This window comes from Amycolatopsis sp. NPDC114505 (assembly GCF_055633615.1).
In genome coordinates this window covers 1,258,223-1,274,950 of sequence record NZ_JBVKDV010000002.1, presented here as the reverse complement: position 1 = coordinate 1,274,950, position 16,728 = coordinate 1,258,223, and the positions used below count along the sequence as shown (strand labels likewise).

The following is a 16,728-nucleotide window of genomic DNA, read 5'->3' as shown; positions in this document are numbered from 1 at the left end:
CCCTCCAGTCACGGGTGATGCCCCTCCAGTCACTCGTGATGCCTGTCGGCGACTGCGGTGCGGATTGCTTCCAGTGCTTCGGGGTTCTCCGCGCCGGACAGGTCTCCCGGGTCCTGGCCGAGCGCGGCCGCGCGGACCGCGCGGCGCAGGATCTTCGCCGAACGGGTCTTGGGCAGTTGCGTCACCCGCCGGACGAGGCTCGGCGCGAAAGGCTTGCCGACCTCGGCCGCGACGAGGTCGCGTAGCTCCGCCGAGACGTCGTCGGCGGCCGGCGCGCCGGTGCGCGGCACCCAGAACGCCCAGACGGTCTCGCCCTTCTTCGGGTCCGGGACGCCGACCGCCGCGGCCTCCGCGACGGCCGGGTGTGCCGTCAGGACCGCCTCCACCTCGGCCGGGGCCAGGCGCTTGCCCGCGATGTTCATGACGTCGTCGGACCGCCCGCGCAGGAACCACTGGCCGTCGGCGTCGACGATCGCGTGGTCGCCGTGGCGCCACATCCCGGGGAACGTCGACCAGTACGCCTCGCGGTAGCGCTCGTCGTCCTTCCACACCCCGCGCGTCATCGCCGGCCACGGTTGGCGGCACACCAGCTCGCCGACCTCGCCGCGGACCGGGCGCCCGGCGTCGTCGACGACGTCGACGTCCATGCCCAGCGACGGCCCGCCCAGCGAGCAGCTGCGGATCGGCTCGACCGGGTACGGCGCCAGGAACGAGCCGCCGACCTCGGTGCCGCCGGAGAAGTTGATGATCGGGACGCGGCCGCCGAAGACCTCCGCGGCCAGCCAGTCGTACGAGTCCGGGTCCCACGGCTCGCCGGTCGAGCCCAGCGTGCGCACCGAGGACAGGTCGAACGACTCCGGCGACGACGTGCGAAGCGTCCGGACCAGCGTCGGCGACACCCCGAGCATCGTGACGCGGTGGCGTTCGGCCAGGCGCCACAACCGGTTCAGGTCCGGCACGTCCGGGGATCCCTCGTACAGCACCAGGGTCGCGCCGTTGGCGTGCGTGCCGAAGATCGACAGCGGGCCCATGATCCAGCCCATGTCGGTGATCCAGCAGAAGACGCCGTCCGCGCCGACGTCGAACGAGTACGCGACTTCACTGGCCGTCTTCACGAGGAACCCGGCGTGCGTGTGCACCGCGCCCTTGGGCTTGCCGGTGGTCCCGGAGGTGTAGGCGAGCAGCAGCGTGTCCGTCGCGGCCATCGGTTCCGCCGCGACCGGCTCACCCTCGGGCAGCCCCCAGCCGGGCTCCCCCACCACGACGACGTGCCGCACCGACGGGCACGACCGCAAAGCCTCGTCCAGCAACGGTTTCATCGCGACTTCCCGGCGACGGCGCACCGTCCCCTCCGCGACGATCACCGCCTTCGCGTCGGCGTCCCGCAGCCGGGCGGCGACGGCGCCGGGCGCGAACCCGGAGAACAGCGGCACCAGCACGGCACCCACCCGCGCCACGGCGTAACAGGCGACGACGGCCTCGGGGATCATCGGCAGGAACAGCCCGACGGCGTCGCCGCGGCCGATTCCCAGTGCCCGCAGCCCGGCCGCCACCCGGGCGACCTCCGCGCCCAGCTCGGCGAAGGTCGACGTCCGGACGGTGCCGTCCTCGGCTTCGTGCACCACCGCGGTCCGGTCGGGGGCCGAAGCCACCCAGCGGTCCAGGCAGGCTTCGGCGATGTTCAGCTCGCCGCCGGCGAACCAGTCCGGGTATTCGATCCCCCGCGAGAGGTCGACGACCTGGTCGTAAGGCTTGCGGAACGGCAGCCCCAGGTCCCGCACGACCGCGTCCCAGTACCAGCCGATGTCGGCCACCGAGGCCGCGCGCAGATCGGCGATCGAGGCCAGGCCGTGCGCCCGCCCGAGCCGGGTGACGTTGGCCTGCTCGACGTGCTCGTCGGTCGGCGTCCAGGTGTACACGTCAGCTCCTCGGCAGGCCGAGCATGCGCTCGGCGACGATGTTGCGCTGGATGAAGGTCGACCCGCCGGCGATCGCCGTGCCGCGGGCCTGGTAGGCCAGCCGCAGCCAGCGCGCGTCCGGTTCTTCGTCGAGGCCGAGCTGCCCGCCCAGCGGCTCGAGCGACAGCCGGAAGTCGGCCAGGTCCTCGACCAGGGGGCAGAAGTACAGCTTCCCGATCGACGTCACCGGCCCCGGCGGCGCGCCTTCGCTGGCCTGGGTGATGACGCGCTGGCCGATCAGGTAGTGGGTCAGCGCCCGGCCGTAGAGGTCCGCGACGCGCTGGCGGATCCGCGGATCCGTCCCCAGTGGACGGCCGTCCGGCCCGGTCCGCCCCGCGATGTCGGTGATGATGTCTTCCACCGCGCGTTTGGTGTTGACGCGGCCGGTGGCGATGGCGACCCGTTCGTGGCCCAGCGTCCCCATCGCGACGCGCCAGCCGCCGTCGACCTCCCCGACGACGAGGTCGTCCGGCACGAAGACGTCGTCGAGGAAGACCTCGTTGAACTCGGCCTCGCCGAGCATGTGCGCGAGCGGCCGGACCGTGACGCCGGGGCTGTCCATCGGCAGCAGGAAGTACGTGATGCCCTTGTGGCGCGGGCCGCCGCCGGTGCGGGCCAGGAGGATCGCGTGCGACGCGAGCTGGGCGCGGCTGGTCCAGATCTTCTGGCCCTGGATCCGCCAGCCGCCGTCGGCCTTCGTGGCCTTGGTGCGCAGGGACGCCAGATCGGACCCGGCGTCGGGTTCGGAGAACAGCTGGCACCAGATCTCGGCGCCGGTGAGGATCGGCCGGAGGAACCGCTCCTTCTGCGCGTCCGTGCCGAAGCCGGCGATGGTCGGGCCGGCGAAGTCCTCGCCGATGATGTTGAGCCGCTCCGGCGCGCCGGCACGGTCGGTCTCCTCGGTGAAGATCGCGCGCAGCTTCTCGTCCGCACCTTGGCCGCCGTACTCCTTCGGCCACGACAGCCCGGCGTACCCGGCGTCGACCAGGAGGGTCTGCCACTGCCGCCAGAACGGCAGCTTGCCTTCGAGGTCCGGCGGCTCCGGCCAGGGCAGGAGCGGCAGCGCGTCCGCGAGCCACTTCCTGATCTCGGCCCGGAACCGGGCCTCCGCCGGTGAGTCCGCGAGATCCATCAGCACTCCTTCGTGATTCTACGGTCCGATGTTAATATAGGTCAGACCGAAACGGGAGGGCTTGTGACACCGGACTTCGTCGACGAGGTCACCTTCGACGTCGAGCAGGGCAAGATCCTGGAGTTCGCCCGCGCGACGTTCGCCGAAGACCCCGTCCACGTCAGCGAAGCGGCGGCGCGGGACGCGGGTTTCGCGCGAGTGCCGGCGACGCCGACCCACGTCGTGGTCGCCGGGCACCACCGCGACCAGCGCGGCTTCGTCGGCAAGCTCGGACTGGCGTTCGAACGCGTCGTGGTCGGTTCCGTCAAGTGGACCTACCGCCGTCCGCTGCTCGCCGGCGACCGGCTGCACGGCGTCCGCCGCGTCACCGGCGACCGGCGCAAGGGCGCGCTGCGGATCGTGACCCTGGAGACCGACTACGTCGACGCGGCGGGCGAGAGCGTCGTCCTGGTGCGGGAAACCCTGATCGAGCGAGGAGCGGACGCATGAGGACACCGGTGCGGGTCACGGTCGGCGAGCGGGTGCCGGCCCGCGAGATCGGCCCGGTGACCCAGACCGACGTCGTCCGGTTCGCGGGCGCGGGCGGCGACTTCAACCCCCTGCACCACGACCCCGCCTTCGCCGAGGCGGCCGGGTTTCCCGGCGTGCTCGCCATGGGCCAGCTGCACGCCGGGATGCTCGCGGCGTGGCTGAGCGACTGGGCGGGCGTGGAGCACGTGCGCGAACTGGAGGTGCGGTTCGTCGCGCCGGTCTTCCTCGGCGACGTCCTGCGGTTCACCGGCGAGGTGACCACTGTGGACGGTGACCGCGCCGGACTGGAGCTGGTCGCGGCCCGCGGCGGCGAGCCCGTGATCCGGGCCCGCGCCGCGGTCGCCACCGTCACGCCGGGAGCTTGACCTTCTCGGCGATGTCCGCGCGCAGCACGTGCTTCTGGATCTTGCCGGTCGCGGTCATCGGGAGCCGCTCGACCACTTCCAGCCGTTCCGGGAGCTTCTGGATCGCCAGGTCCTGCCCCAGCAGGAACGCCTTGAGCTCGTCGAGCGTGACCGCCTGACCCGGCCGCGGCACCAGGTAGCAGCAGATCCGCTCCCCCAGCCGCTCGTCCGGCATGCCCACGACCGCCACCGCCGCGACGGCGGGGTGCCCGGCCAGCAGGTCCTCGATCTGCCGGACGCTGATGTTCATCCCGCCCCGGATCACGATGTCCTTGAGCCGCCCGGTGACGCGCACGTAACCGTCGGCGTCCATCACCCCGAGGTCGCCCGAGCGGGAAAAGCCGTCGGGCGTGGCCAGCGCGGCGGTCTCGGCGGGGTTGCCGAGGTAGCCGAGCATGTGCGTCGGGCCGCGGTAGGCGATGTCGCCTTCAGTGCCACGCGGTACTTCCTCGCCCAGCTCGTCGACGATCTTCACCGCGCTGCCCGGCAGCGCCCGGCCATCGGACGTCACCGGCCGCACCGGGTCGTCGTCGACCGTGCACGTCGTCGTGGTCAGGTTCTCGGAACGGCCGTAGAGGCTGAGGACCCGGCAGTCCGGCAGCAGCCGCCGCGCGCGTTCGACGAACGTGCCTGGGATCGGCGAGCCGGCGGCGACCCAGAGCCGCATGCTGCCGGCGTCGTGTTCGGCCGGGTCGTAGACGTCCATCAGCATCTGCAGGAACGTCGTCGCGGTCACCGCCGCGGTGCAGCCGAACCGGCGGATGTGCTCCGCGCCGGCGCGGGGCTCCCAGGCCGCCATGAGGTGCGAGCCGGCGCCGTGCAGCAGCGGCAGGAAGACGCTGGTGACCAGGCCGGTCGTGTGGGTGATCGGCGACGGGCCGAACTGGACGTCGTCCGCGGTGTAGCCGAACGCCTTCGCCAGCAGCCGGGACCCGCAGGCCATGGTGTTGAACGTGTGGACGCAGCCCTTGGGGCGCGACGTCGTCCCGGAGCTGTAGACGATGACGAAGGGGTCGTCGGGGTCCGCGGCGGGGCGGAGCTCGGCCGCCGCCTCGTCCGGGTCGACGTCGGCGAACAGCGACGCGAACGGGGTGCCGCCCGACCCGCGCACCACGACCACCCGCTCGAGGTCGAGCGAGCGGTACATGCCGGCGTAGTCGAACGCCTTGAACGTCTCGGCGGTGATCGCCATCCGCGCACCGGCGTTCCGGGCGATGAAACCGACTTCGTCGCGCCGGTAGATCGGCATGATCGGCACCATGATCGCGCCGAGGCGCGAGAGCGCCGCCGCGGCCTGCACGAGCTCGACCCAGTTCGGCAGCTGGACGCAGACGCGGTCCCCCGCGCGGACACCCTGGCGCCGCAGGCCGATCGCGAGCCGCAGCACGCTGTCCCGCATCCCCTTGAACGTCAGGGATTCCGTGTCGTCGGTCAGGAAGACCTTGTCCGGACGTGCGGCCGCCTGCGCGTCCAGCAGGTCGGCGAGGGTGTCCCGGCGCCAGCGGCCGGTCGCGTAGTACTGCCGGATTTCTTCGGCGGAGTAGCGGTCGTGGACCGTCATCATCGGCGATCATCCTCGATCTCGGCGATTCTGGCTCAACGATAATATGGTTAGACCAAAGCGTCAACGCCGCTGCCAGACCGGCTCACGCTTCTCCTGGAACGCCCGCACGCCTTCGACCAGGTCTTCCGTCGTGAACGCGAGCGCGAGCTGCGCCTGCAGGACGTCGAGCGCCTTGCCGAGCTCCAGGTCCCGCGTCGAGTCCAGCGCGTTCTTGCCCAGCTTCATCAGCAGGGGCGACTTCCCGGCGACGCGATGGGCCCACGTACGCACGGTCTCGTCGAACTCGGCGTCGGGGACGACCTTGTTGACGACGCCGAGCGCCGCGGCTTCGGCGGCGGACACGGTGTCCCCCAGCATCATCAGCTCGTTGGCCTTCAGGCGGCCGACGTTGCGGAAGATGAGCGCGGAGATCATGAACGGGAAAGCGCCCACGTTGATCTCCGGGCAGCCGAACCGCGCGGACTCCTTGGCCAGCACCAGATCGCAGGCCAGCGCCAGGCCGAACGCCCCGGCGAGCACGTCGCCGCCGGCCGCGCAGAGCACCGGCTTGCCGAGCGCGGCGATGAGCTTGAACAGCCGCGGGAACCGGTCGAGCCCGGCGTACTTGGCGATCGGCGGCCGGTCGTCGGCGAACGCCTTCAGGTTGCCGCCCGAGGAGAAGATCCGCTCGTGCGACGACGTCAGCACGACGACCCGCACCTCGTCGTCGTCCCGCGCGTTCTCCAGCGCGGCCAAGAGTTCGTCGAGGAGCTCGTCGCTCAGCGCGTTGCGAGTCCCGGGGTCGTCGAGGGTCACCCAGGCGGCGCCCCGGTCGTCGATCCGGTAGCGCACCAGGTCCGGCATGCGTGCTCCTTCAGTGTGTCAGTACGACTTTGCCGAAGCCGTCGCCGCGTTCGAGGTGCTCGTGCGCGGCCGCGGCCTCGTCGAGCGGGAACGTCCGGTCGAGCACCGGCGGCGCGACGTCGTACTCGGCCAGGAAGGCCAGCAGCGCGGCGAAGTCGCGGGGGCTGCCCATGGTCGTGCCGAGCAGGCTGAACTGTCCGAAGTAGAACGACCGGACGTCGAGCGGCACCCGCTCGGCGCGCGACGCCCCGAGCACGACCAGCCGGCCGCCCGGTTTCAGCGCCCGCAGCGAGTCCTGCCAGGCCCCGACGGGATCGAGGACGACGTCGAACCCTTCGCCACCCGGGGAGACCGCCCGCGCCGCGGCGGCCCAGTCGGGCTCGGTGTACCGGACTCCCGCGGCGGCGCCGATCCCCCGCGCCCGCTCGATCTTCGCCTCCGACGACGACGTCACGCAGACGGTCGCCCCGGCGGCCGAGCCCAGCAGCACGGCCGTCGTGGCGACGCCCCCGCCCGCACCGAGCACCAGCAGCGACTCGCCGCCGCGCAGCCCGGCTCGCGTGAACAGGGCGCGGAACGCGGTCACGCCGACCAGGGGAAGGGCCGCCGCCTCGGCCCAGCTGTAGCCGGCGGGCTTGGGGACGACGTTCCCGGCGGGGACCGACACCGCCTCGGCGTACGTGCCGGGCCGGTGGTCGCCGAGGATCTCGAAGCCCGGGGCCGGCGCGGCGTCGCCGGCACCCCAGCACAGCGACGGCAGGATCACCACTTCCTCGCCGGTGTCCAGCACTCCCGCGCCGTCGGCTCCGATGATGTGCGGCAGCGGCGAACCGTAGCGGCCCTGCCGGACCAGGACGTCGTGCCAGTTCAGCGCGCTCGCGCGCAACCGGACGAGCACCTCGCCCGGCCGCTCGGCCGGCGCGGGCACCTCTTCCGGGCGCAGGCACGCCGCCGTCCCGAACTCCCGCAGCACCACCGCGCGCACGTCGACCTCCTCGTTAAGGTCTTACCATTAGACCCTAAGTTGGAGACACGCTCAAGAGGGGTCGGCCATGGTCAGACGGAGGTACCGCGAGATCGCCTCGGCCCGGTTCTCCGCGCCCAGCTTGCGCAGGATGCGCTTGACGTGGGACTTGACGGTGCCGCTGGTGATGACGAGCTCGTCGGCGATGCGGTTGTTGGTCGCCCCGGTCGCCATGAGCGCGAGCACCTCCCGTTCGCGCGCGGTGAGCAGCTCGTCCAGGGCCGCCGACGAGCGGGGCCGCGTCCGCGCGGGCCGCAGTTCGGCGACGGCGGCGTGCCGGGTCAGGTCGATCTCGGCGGACGCGAGGTCGTCCAGGACGGCTTCGACCGTGCGCATCGCGACCCGCACCTGCTCGCGTTGCTCCCGCAGCCGCGTCAGGAGCACGGCGCGTTCGAAGAGCCGGCCGAAGCCCAGCGCGAAGGCCCACAGCAGGTCCCGGTCGAAGGCGGTCACGGCGGCGTCGACGTGGTCGGCGTGCAGGAACCCGATGACCCGGCCGGTCGGCAGCAGCGGCGCCGCGACGTACGACGTGAGCGCCGACGCCCGGATCAGCGGCCGGTACACCCGCGGGTCGTGCGCCGGGTCGGTGACGAGCGCCGGCTGCCGTTTGCGGACCATTTCGGTCTCCAGCAGCATGTTGTCGAGCCGGATCTCGGGGATCGCGGTGATCCAGTCGCGGAAGGTGCGTTCCGCCTCCCGGTCGCCGACCGCGTAGGACTTCCACGGCCGCCACAGCGAACCGTCGACCCGCGAGAGCATCAGCCGGCCGAAGCCGCAGCCCTCGACGACCGCCTCGCACGCGCGGGCGAGCAGCTCGTCCGGGTCGGTCACCGCGCCCAGCCGCGCGAGGCTCCCGTCGAGCGCCGCCCGTCGCCGCGCCCGCTCACTCGCGCGGAACTCGCTCAGCTCGTGCCGCAGCGCGTAGACCTCCGCGAGCAGCGCGCCGGTCTCGGCCGGATTCGCGGTTCCCGCCGCCAGCCGCTCGCTCAGCTCGTCGGCCGCGACGGTCAGGCCGGCCTCGGCGGACTCGGGATCGGCCACCCCGGCCGTCGGCGTCCCGGCCGCTTCCAGGGCCTTCCGCACGTTGGTGAGCAGCTCGGACGTCCGGCCGTCGGACGTCACGGCCGCGGGCCCGGCAGGTGTGCGCGCACGTCGTCGTGCCCCTCTCGTCGCGATCGGGAGTCGACGGCCATGGTAACCCGGGAATAACGATCGTTCACAGTTCTGTGTTAGGTTCGGCGGGTGGACAGGGACCGCAAGATCCTGGATACGGCCGCCGCCGTCTTCTTCGAGAAGGGCTTCCACGGGGTCGGGGTCGACGAGCTCGGCAAGCGGGCCGGGCTCAGCGGCCCGGCGCTCTACCGGCACTTCTCCGGCAAGGACGAGATCCTCGCCTCGCTGTTCAACGAGGCGCTCGACGAGCTGCTCAGCGCCACCGCGCCGGTGCACGAGGACCCGGCCGAGGACCTGGACCGGCTGATCCGCCACCACGTCGGGTTCACCCTCTCCCACCGGCACCTGGTGAACGTCTACCAGCGCGAGGACCGCTCGCTGGTCGAGCCGTGGAAGCGCCAGTTCGACCGCCGCCGCCGGCAGTACATCGGCCGCTGGGAGACCGCGGTGTCCCGGCGCTTCCCGAAGGCGAGCGCCGCCGAGGTCGCCGCGGGTACGCAGGCCTGCCTCGGGGTCATCTTCTCGGTCGCCTACTGGCCCACCGCGCTGGCGAGCACGCCGTCACTGGCCGACCTGATCACCGGGTACGCGGCCACCGGACTGTCTACTCTGGACTGAGCTTGCGCCGGACGTCGGCGCGCAGCACGTGCTTGCGGACCTTGCCGGTCGCCGTCATCGGCAGCTCGGGCAGCAGCTCCAGCCGCTCCGGCAGCTTCGGGGTCGCGACGTCCCGCTCGCGCAGGAACGACGTCAGGCCGGCCAGTGACGGCGGTTCGCCCGGCGCCGGGACGACGTAGGCGCAGACGCGTTCGCCGAGCCGCTCGTCGGGCATCCCGACCACGGCGACCGCGGCGACCCGCGGGTGCTCGGCGAGCAGCTCTTCCAGCTCCCGGGCACTGATGTTGAGCCCGCCGCGGATCACGATGTCCTTGAGCCGCCCGGTGACGCGCACGTAGCCGTCGGCGTCCATCACGCCGAGGTCGCCGGAGCGGGAGTGGCCGTCGGCCGTGAACAGCGCGGCCGTCTGGTCCGGGTCGCGGTAGTACTCCAGCATGTGACTCGGCCCGCGGTAGGCGATGTCGCCCTGCGTGCCCCTCGGCACCTCTTCGCCGTGTTCGTCCACGATCTTCACCGACGCCCCCGCGATCGCGGAGCCGTCGGACGTCGCCGAGCGGTCGGGCGCGTCGTCGAGGGTGCACATCGTGGTGAGGAAGTTCTCCGAACGGCCGTAGAGGCTCAGCACCCGGCAACCGGCGAACTGCTCCCCCGCGCGCCGCACGACGGAGCCGGGGATCGGCGAGCCCGCGCAGACCCACAGGCGCAGGCTGCTCGCGTCGTGCCGGTCCGGGTCGTAGGCACCCATGAGCATCTGCAGGAACGGCGTCGCGGTGACCGCGGCGGTGCAGCCGGACTTCGCGATCCGCTGCCAGGCTTCGGCCGGGTCCCACGCCTCCATCAGGTGCGACGCCGCGCCGGTCAGCAGCGGCAGCAGGAAGCTGGTCGCGAGCCCGGTGCTGTGCGTGACGGGCGACGGTCCGAACTGGACGTCGTCCTCGCGGTAGCCGACGCTGCGCGCGATCGCGGCGGCGCTGGCGCGCACGGTGTTGAACGTGTGGAAGCAGCCCTTGGGCCGCGCGGTCGTCCCGGAGGTGTAGACGATGAGGAAGCCGTCGTCCGGCGACGGCGCGGGGGCGAGCTCCGCGCCGGCCCGGAAGAGCTCGTCGAGCCGGACGTCGCCGTCGCCGCGGACCGCGACGACCGCCGTCAGGCCGGGGCAGCTCCCCCGCAGCGAGGCGAACATGGCGTAGTGGTCGAAGCCCTTGAACTCCCGGCAGGTGACCGCCACCTTCGCGCCGGAGTGCCGCAGGACGTAGCCGACCTCCTCGGCCCGGTAGATCGGCATGATCGGCACGAGCACCGCGCCCAGCCGGCTCACCGCCGCGGCGACCACGAAGAACTCGGTCCAGTTGGGCAGCTGGACGGCGACCCGGTCGCCGTGGCCGACGCCCAGCCGGGCCAGCCCGCCGGCCAGGGCGAGCGCCCGGTCGCGAAGGTCCGCATAGGTGAGCTCGGTGGTCCCGTCGGAGACGAAGACCTTGCCGCCACGGGCCTCGGCCTGACTGTCCAGGAGGGCGGAAAGTCCTTCGGGGCGCCAGAACCCGGCGTCGTAGCAAGCGCGAATGTCGGCCTCGGCGTACCGGTCGTGAACGGAGATCGTGTGCGTCATCGGCAGCCCTTCCGGCCATCTCAGTGATCCACACCACACTGAACTGGTCGAACGATATAATGGACTGACCTTTTAGGGCAAGAGTCACCCGATCCGGACTTCGCTGAGGAATTCGTACGCCGCCAACCGGTCGCTCAGCATGTCCGCGAATCCCCGGCCGCCCGCCGCCAGCGACACGATCACGCGGGGCCGCGGGCCGGCGTCTTCGACGTGGACGCCGTGCTCGTGCTCGGCACCCGACAGCTCGGCGACCAGCGCACGGATCTCGCGGCGCAGCGCGTCCTGGCGCAACGCCGGCTTGGACACCTTGCCGACCGGGGTCACCGGCAGCCGGTCCAGCACGACGACCTCGGCCGGCACGGCGGCCCGCTCCTGCACGTGCTCGCGGCAGAACGCCAGCAGCGCGTCCGGCCGCGCCGTCGCCCCGGCCTTCAGCTCGACGTAGGCCACGGGCAGCTCCCCCTTGCCCGCCGCGGGCCGCCCGACCGCCGCCGCCATGCTCACCTCGGGGTGGCGGGACAGTGCCTCCTCGATCTGGCCGGGATCGATGTTGTGACCACCCCGGATGATGAGGTCCTTGGCGCGCCCGGAGATCCAGACGTACCCGTCCTCGTCGACCGTGCCGAGATCGCCGGTGTCGGCCCAGCGGACGCCGTCGCCGAGGCCGTGGACGTGCAGGGCGGCGTCCTGCGCGGCGTCGACGTAGCCGTCGGTCACGGTGGGCCCGCCGATGACCAGCGCACCGCGCTCGCCGGGCGCGCACACCCGGACGACGCCGCCGGCCCCGTCGAGCTCGACCGCGCGGACCCGGAAGTGCGGCAGCACGCGGCCCGCGGAGCCGATCCGCGGCCGCGAGCCGTCGTTGTAGTGCCCGGTGGTGGTGCCGTGCAGCTCGGTCATGCCCCAGTTCTCGCGCAGCCACACGCCGAACCGCTCGTGGAACTCGGTGGCGAGCGCGACCGGCAGCTGGCTCCCGCCGACGTGGAAGTCCGCCAGGCAGTGGCCTCCGGCGTCACCGCCCGCGTCGAGGATCGCCCGCGCGGTCGTCGGGGTGGCCAGCAGGGACGTCATGCGGTAGTGGCGGACGATGTCCCAGAACGACGCCACGACCTCGCGGGACCGGAACCCCGCCGTGGTGAGCGTGAGCAGGGTCTGCCCGAACAGCATCGCGCGCAGGCCCAGGGAGATCGACCCGCCGCAGTGGAAGTTCGGCATCCCGTGCCCGACGACGCCGGCGCGCTCCGAGCCCATCAGGGCGCCGACGTTCCACGCCACGGTGAGCTGCGCGCGCTGGGTCATCCGCACGAGTTTCGGGGTGCCGGTGGTGCCCCCGGTCGGCATCGCCATGACCGTCCGGTCGGGATCGGGATCGAAGACCCGGTCGTCGTGGTCGTGGGCGCGGACGGCGTCGGCGAAGTCGTCGCCGACGTGGAACACGTGGCGCAGGCCGGGCACGTGCTCGCGTGGATCGCCTTTGCCTTCCGCGATTTCCCGGGTGGTGACCAGCGTGGTCACGCCCAGCTCGGTCAGGATCCGGTGCAGGGAACCGGGTTCGAGGAACGGGTTGAGCGGCACGGCGACGCCCGCGGTCGCCGCACCCCACAGCGCGGTGAGGCCTTCGGGCACCATCGGCAGCATCAGCGCGGTGACGCCGCCGCACACCCGGAACAGACGCGCCGACAGCTCGACCTCGCGCACGAGGTCCCGGTAGGTCACGACCCGGGCCGGGGCAAGGAAGTCCGGCGGTTCGACGAGCACGATCGCGGGCTTGCCGGGATCGAGCGCGGCCGCGGCCGACAGGCAGCCGAGGATCGTGTCGGCGGGACGCAGGTCTTCCGGTGCGCGCGACTCGAGGTCCGTCACGTCGGCGGCGGAGGTCACCCGCCGCCGGACCGGTTCGGGCCGGCGGGTCACGGCAGCTCCGCCCGCACCGGCTCCGGCGCGGCGGCCGGCGCCCGGACCGCTTCGCGAGACCGGTACAGCGCGATCGCCGCGCCCGCACCGGCGAGGCACAGGGCGAAGCAGACCACGATGATCGTCCAGATGCCGAACACCGCGTCTTCGAGTGCGACCGCGGCCAGCGGCGCGAACCCGGCGATCACGCCGGCGACCTGCATGCCGAGCGACCCGGCCGTGTAACGGACCTCCGTCGGCAGGCAGTCCACGATGAACGCCGGGAAGATCCCGTTGGCGGCCGCGTGGCCGAGCCCGGCGACCGCGAGCAGCGCGCCGAAGATGAACGGGACGCTGCGGCTGTCCAGCGCGACGAAGTAGACGAACAGCAGAACGCCTTCCAGCAGCAGCCCGGCGGCCAGCAGGCGGCCGCGGTGCACGCGGTCGGACAGCGCGCCCCACACCGGGTTCAGCACGACGACCAGGAACGTCGCGACGGCGATGACCCACAGCATCGTCGTGCGGTCGACGCCGATCGTGTTCACCGCGTAGCTGAGGCTGTAGATCGTGAGGACGTACCAGATCGACATCATCCCGGCCATGACGAGGACGATGCCGAAGATGGCACGCGGATACCGCGTGAGCGCGGTGCGGATCGGCGTCGTCCGCCCGCTCGCCGCGACGAAGTCGGGCGTCTCCTCCAGGCCGTAGCGCAGCAGCAGGCCGACCAGGACGATCAGCGCGCTGCCCAGGAACGGGACGCGCCAGCCCCAGGATTCCAGCTGGGCCTGGGGAAGCAGCGTGACGAGCGCGAACACCGCGGTGGCCAGCACGGTGCCGGCCTGCGCGCCCGCGGTCGAGAAACTGCCGTAGAAACCACGTTTGCCCTCGGGCGCGTGCTCGACCGAAATGAGCACGGCTCCCCCGAGCTCACCACCGACCGCCAGCCCCTGGCAGAGCCGCAGCACCACCAGCAGCACGGGCGCCAGCGGGCCGATCGCGTCGTACCCGGGCAGCAGGCCGACCAGGACCGTCGCGACGCCCATCAGCGCGATCGTCAGCAGCACCGCCGTGCGCCGGCCGCGCCGGTCGCCGATATGACCGAAGAGCAGGCCGCCGAGCGGGCGGACGAGGTAGCCGCTCGCGAACGTGGCCAGGGACAGCACGAGCGCCACCTGCGGGCTCACGCCGTGGAAGAACTGCTTGCCGAACACCAGCGCCGCGGCGGTGCCGTAGATGACGAGGTCGTAGTACTCGACGACGGAGCCGAGGAACGCGGCCGAGGCCGCTCGGCGGGGACTGCCGGTCTGTGCTGCCATGCGAACTCCACTCGAAACCGGGGAAACGATGGGATGGCCCTAGCTGCCGGCCGCGCTCGCCGTCCGGACGACGTCGAAGGTGAGCGAGCCCTTCTCGGCCTGCTCGCGCAGGACGAACTTCTGGATCTTGCCGCTGGCCGTGGCCGGCATCCGGTCGACGAACGTCCAGAACACCGGCGTCTTGTGCGGGGCGAGCTGCGACCGCAGGAACCCGGTCAGCTCCTCCACCGAGGGACGCTCGAACCCGGGGCGGAGCTGCAGCACCGCGCCGATCTGCTCGCCCCACTTCGCGTCGGGGACCGCGATCACGGCGGCGTACTCGACCGCGGGGTGCTCCTGGAGCGTGCCCTCGATCTCGGCGGGGTAGATGTTCATGCCACCCCGGATGATCATGTCCTTGCTCCGGCCGCGGATCCTGAGGAACCCGCGCTCGTCCATGGCGCCGATGTCGCCCATGTGCAGCCAGCCGTCCGGGTCGATCGCCGCCGCGGTCTCGGCGGGCATGCCGTAGTAGCCGAGCATGTTCTGGTAGCCGCGGCAGCAGATCTCGCCGCTCTCGCCCAGCCCCACCGGCTCCCCCGTGACCGGGTCCGCGATCTTGACCTCGAGCCGCGGCAGGGGTTGTCCCACCGTGTCGGCCTGGTCCTCCGGGGAGTCGGTGACCCGGGTCTGGCTGACGACGCCGTGCGCCTCCGTCTGTCCGAAGAGGATGCTGAACTGGCAGGCGAGCGTCGACTGCGTCCGGCGCACGAGCGCGGCGGGAACGGACGCCGCGCCGCTCAGGATCGTCCGCAGGCTGCTCAGGTCGCGCGTGGCGAGGTCCGGGTGGTCCAGCAACGCGATCAGCATGGTCGGCACGACCAGGGTGTGCGTGCCGCGGTAGGTCTCGAAGGCCTCCAGCAGCAGCCCGGGGTCGAAACCGGGCAGGATGACGAAGGTGCCGCGCTTGGCCCAGGCCCCGAAGGAGGTCACCGCGCCGCCGCCGATGTGGTACATCGGCATCGCGTTGACGTACACGCCGCCGTCGGTCATCCCGGCGCGCTCCGCGACGTGGCGGGCCTCGTTCACCAGTCCTTTGTGGTGCAGCATGGCGCCCTTGGGGAAGCCCGTGGTGCCGGACGTGTACTGGATCTGCAGCACGTCCTCCGGAAGCACCTCCGGCAGCTCGCGATCGGGGTCGCCGCTCGCGATGAACGCGTCCCACTCGTCGAAGGTGAAGATCTCGCGCAGCTCCGGCGTCTCGCCGCGGATGTCGTCGAGCATGGCGCGCATGGCGAACTCCCGGTGCACGGCCGGGCAGAACAGGCCCACCGCACCGGACTGCCGGAGCACGAAGCCCACTTCCCTGGCCCGGTACGCGGGGTTGAGAGCGACGAGCACCATCCCCGCGAGCGCGGCACCCTGCTGCAGGACGACCCACGCCGCGCTGTTCGGCGCCCAGACGGCGATCCGGTCGCCGGGGGCGAACCGGCCGAGCAGGGCCCGGGCGACGCGCTCGGCATCGGCGAGGAACTCCGCGTAGGTCCACGTCTTCCGCGCGCCGGGGTCCGCCACGCAGTCGACGAGGGCCGGCCGGTCCGGCACCGTCGCCGCGGCGTGCCGCAGGGTGTCGCACACCGTGACGTCGTGGACCTCGCCCGGCTCAGCCGGCCAGTAGGACGTTGCGAGAACGGGCACGCCGACCATCCCCTACTCCCTTGTACGCGATGTGATGCGGGCCACCGGACTGTACATCGTCGGTCGGACCAAATAAATGGTCTGACCCGAATTTATATGACAGACTGCGGAAGTTGATCGCAGCATACGTAGATAACAGGAGGTCTCCATGCCCCTCGTCCGCGACTACCCGGAGTCGGCCGTGGTCATCGCCGGCGGAACCTCGGGCGTCGGCCTCGCCACCGCGCTCGCCTTCGCCGACGCCGGAGTGCGGCGGATCGCCCTCCTCGCCCGCAACGCCGAGCGCGGCAAGCTCGCCCGCGACCGCGTCCTGGCCGGGCACCCGGCGGCCGAGGTGGTGTTCATCCCCGCCGACGCCGAAGACCTCGGCCAGGTCAACGCGTCCGTCGCCGAAGCCCAACGCGCACTCGGCGGCATCGACGTGCTGGTGAACTCCACGACCGCGACCTACCGGCCGGAACTGCTGCACCGCACCCCGCAGGCCGACGTCGAGGGGATCCTGACCCGGCAGGCCCTGCCGCCGATGCACCTCACCCGCGCGGTGCTGCCGCTGATGCGGGAGCAGGGCGGGGGCAGCATCGTGAACATCGCTTCCGACGCCGCCAAGGTGGCGACGCCGGGCGAAGCAGTGCTGGGCGCCGCGATGGCGGCCATCGTGATGTTCTCGCGGGTCACCGCCATCGAAGCCAAGCGCGACGGCGTGCGCGTCAACGCCGTGACGCCGTCCCTGATCTCGGGCACGCCGACCGCCGACAACGTCCTGCGCGAAGGTTTCAGCAAGAAGCTGTTCGAGAAGGCGGCGAGCCAGGCACACCTGGGCGTCGCGGAGCCGGCCGATCTCGCCGCGCTGATCGTCTTCCTGGGCGGACCGGCGGCCGCCAAGCTCACCGGCCAGGCCATCAGCGTGAACGGCGGCATCTCCGCCGCGTAACGCAGTCGACATACACGACTACAGACCTGGTCGCAGAGCCTGTAGAGTCCGG

General features: G+C 72.1%; 14 protein-coding genes. 4 read left to right on the top strand and 10 right to left on the bottom strand.

Features of this window, described 5'->3' with window-relative positions; genetic code table 11:
* Positions 1-29: 29 nt before the first annotated feature.
* Entirely contained in the window at positions 30-1,919 is a 1,890-nt protein-coding gene (locus ACZ7OU_RS24115; protein WP_470256778.1) for an AMP-binding protein, read from the bottom strand.
* A 1-nt stretch (position 1,920) separates the two neighbouring features.
* Positions 1,921-3,090, bottom strand: a complete 1,170-nt coding sequence (locus ACZ7OU_RS24110) for an acyl-CoA dehydrogenase family protein (protein WP_470237841.1) — start codon at positions 3,088-3,090, stop codon at positions 1,921-1,923.
* A gap of 63 nt (positions 3,091-3,153) precedes the next feature.
* Between ACZ7OU_RS24110 and ACZ7OU_RS24105 the strand changes: the two genes are divergently transcribed.
* Positions 3,154-3,579 carry an FAS1-like dehydratase domain-containing protein gene (locus tag ACZ7OU_RS24105; RefSeq protein WP_470256777.1) on the top strand — a complete coding sequence of 142 codons (426 nt, stop codon included), beginning with the start codon at positions 3,154-3,156 and terminating at the stop codon, positions 3,577-3,579.
* On the top strand, positions 3,576-3,986 hold the full coding sequence (locus ACZ7OU_RS24100; protein WP_470256776.1) for a MaoC/PaaZ C-terminal domain-containing protein: 411 nt from the start codon (positions 3,576-3,578) through the stop codon (positions 3,984-3,986). The genes ACZ7OU_RS24105 and ACZ7OU_RS24100 overlap by 4 nt, the downstream gene beginning before the upstream one ends.
* On the opposite strand, the gene ACZ7OU_RS24095 is transcribed toward ACZ7OU_RS24100, so the two are convergent.
* Genes ACZ7OU_RS24095 through ACZ7OU_RS24080 form a run of 4 tightly spaced genes read right to left on the bottom strand, consistent with a single transcriptional unit; the run spans position 3,970 to position 8,578 of the window.
* Positions 3,970-5,589, bottom strand: coding sequence for an AMP-binding protein (locus ACZ7OU_RS24095; protein ID WP_470256775.1), 1,620 nt, complete (start codon positions 5,587-5,589; stop codon positions 3,970-3,972). The two genes, ACZ7OU_RS24100 and ACZ7OU_RS24095, sit on opposite strands and share 17 nt — an antisense overlap.
* Before the next feature lie 60 nt (positions 5,590-5,649).
* Positions 5,650-6,432, bottom strand: a complete 783-nt coding sequence (locus ACZ7OU_RS24090; protein ID WP_470256774.1) for an enoyl-CoA hydratase/isomerase family protein — start codon at positions 6,430-6,432, stop codon at positions 5,650-5,652.
* Between the two features lie 10 nt (positions 6,433-6,442).
* On the bottom strand, positions 6,443-7,417 hold the full coding sequence (locus ACZ7OU_RS24085; RefSeq protein WP_470256773.1) for a zinc-binding dehydrogenase: 975 nt from the start codon (positions 7,415-7,417) through the stop codon (positions 6,443-6,445).
* A gap of 51 nt (positions 7,418-7,468) precedes the next feature.
* Positions 7,469-8,578, bottom strand: a complete 1,110-nt coding sequence (locus ACZ7OU_RS24080) for a LuxR C-terminal-related transcriptional regulator (RefSeq protein WP_470256772.1) — start codon at positions 8,576-8,578, stop codon at positions 7,469-7,471.
* A gap of 120 nt (positions 8,579-8,698) precedes the next feature.
* Between ACZ7OU_RS24080 and ACZ7OU_RS24075 the strand changes: the two genes are divergently transcribed.
* Positions 8,699-9,247 (top strand): TetR/AcrR family transcriptional regulator, encoded by a 549-nt coding sequence (locus ACZ7OU_RS24075; RefSeq protein WP_470256771.1) that lies wholly within the window; start codon positions 8,699-8,701, stop codon positions 9,245-9,247.
* Here the strand turns inward: ACZ7OU_RS24075 and ACZ7OU_RS24070 are convergent.
* The 4 genes from ACZ7OU_RS24070 to ACZ7OU_RS24055 all read right to left on the bottom strand — a co-directional run bounded on the left by ACZ7OU_RS24070 (position 9,234) and on the right by ACZ7OU_RS24055 (position 15,745).
* A complete protein-coding gene (locus ACZ7OU_RS24070; protein WP_470256770.1) occupies positions 9,234-10,856 on the bottom strand; it encodes an AMP-binding protein in 1,623 nt (540 codons plus the stop codon). The two genes, ACZ7OU_RS24075 and ACZ7OU_RS24070, sit on opposite strands and share 14 nt — an antisense overlap.
* A gap of 84 nt (positions 10,857-10,940) precedes the next feature.
* Complete coding sequence (locus tag ACZ7OU_RS24065) at positions 10,941-12,770, bottom strand: AMP-binding protein (protein WP_470256769.1); 1,830 nt, start codon at positions 12,768-12,770, stop codon at positions 10,941-10,943.
* A complete protein-coding gene (locus ACZ7OU_RS24060; RefSeq protein ID WP_470256768.1) occupies positions 12,767-14,068 on the bottom strand; it encodes an MFS transporter in 1,302 nt (433 codons plus the stop codon). Before ACZ7OU_RS24060 ends, ACZ7OU_RS24065 begins: the two co-directional genes overlap by 4 nt.
* Before the next feature lie 39 nt (positions 14,069-14,107).
* Complete coding sequence (locus ACZ7OU_RS24055; RefSeq protein WP_470256767.1) at positions 14,108-15,745, bottom strand: AMP-binding protein; 1,638 nt, start codon at positions 15,743-15,745, stop codon at positions 14,108-14,110.
* 148 nt (positions 15,746-15,893) lie between these two features.
* Here ACZ7OU_RS24055 and ACZ7OU_RS24050 point away from each other — a divergent pair, with 148 nt between their 5' ends.
* Complete coding sequence (locus ACZ7OU_RS24050; RefSeq protein ID WP_470256766.1) at positions 15,894-16,676, top strand: SDR family NAD(P)-dependent oxidoreductase; 783 nt, start codon at positions 15,894-15,896, stop codon at positions 16,674-16,676.
* Positions 16,677-16,728: the final 52 nt, after the last annotated feature.

Coding starts and splice junctions, on each gene's coding strand:
- ACZ7OU_RS24110 (WP_470237841.1), bottom strand. CDS start 3,090: ATGGATCTCGCGGACTCACCGGCGGAGGCCCGGTTCCGGGCCGAGATC.
- ACZ7OU_RS24100 (WP_470256776.1), top strand. CDS start 3,576: ATGAGGACACCGGTGCGGGTCACGGTCGGCGAGCGGGTGCCGGCCCGC.
- ACZ7OU_RS24095 (WP_470256775.1), bottom strand. CDS start 5,589: ATGATGACGGTCCACGACCGCTACTCCGCCGAAGAAATCCGGCAGTAC.
- ACZ7OU_RS24090 (WP_470256774.1), bottom strand. CDS start 6,432: ATGCCGGACCTGGTGCGCTACCGGATCGACGACCGGGGCGCCGCCTGG.
- ACZ7OU_RS24070 (WP_470256770.1), bottom strand. CDS start 10,856: ATGACGCACACGATCTCCGTTCACGACCGGTACGCCGAGGCCGACATT.
- ACZ7OU_RS24060 (WP_470256768.1), bottom strand. CDS start 14,068: ATGGCAGCACAGACCGGCAGTCCCCGCCGAGCGGCCTCGGCCGCGTTC.
- ACZ7OU_RS24050 (WP_470256766.1), top strand. CDS start 15,894: ATGCCCCTCGTCCGCGACTACCCGGAGTCGGCCGTGGTCATCGCCGGC.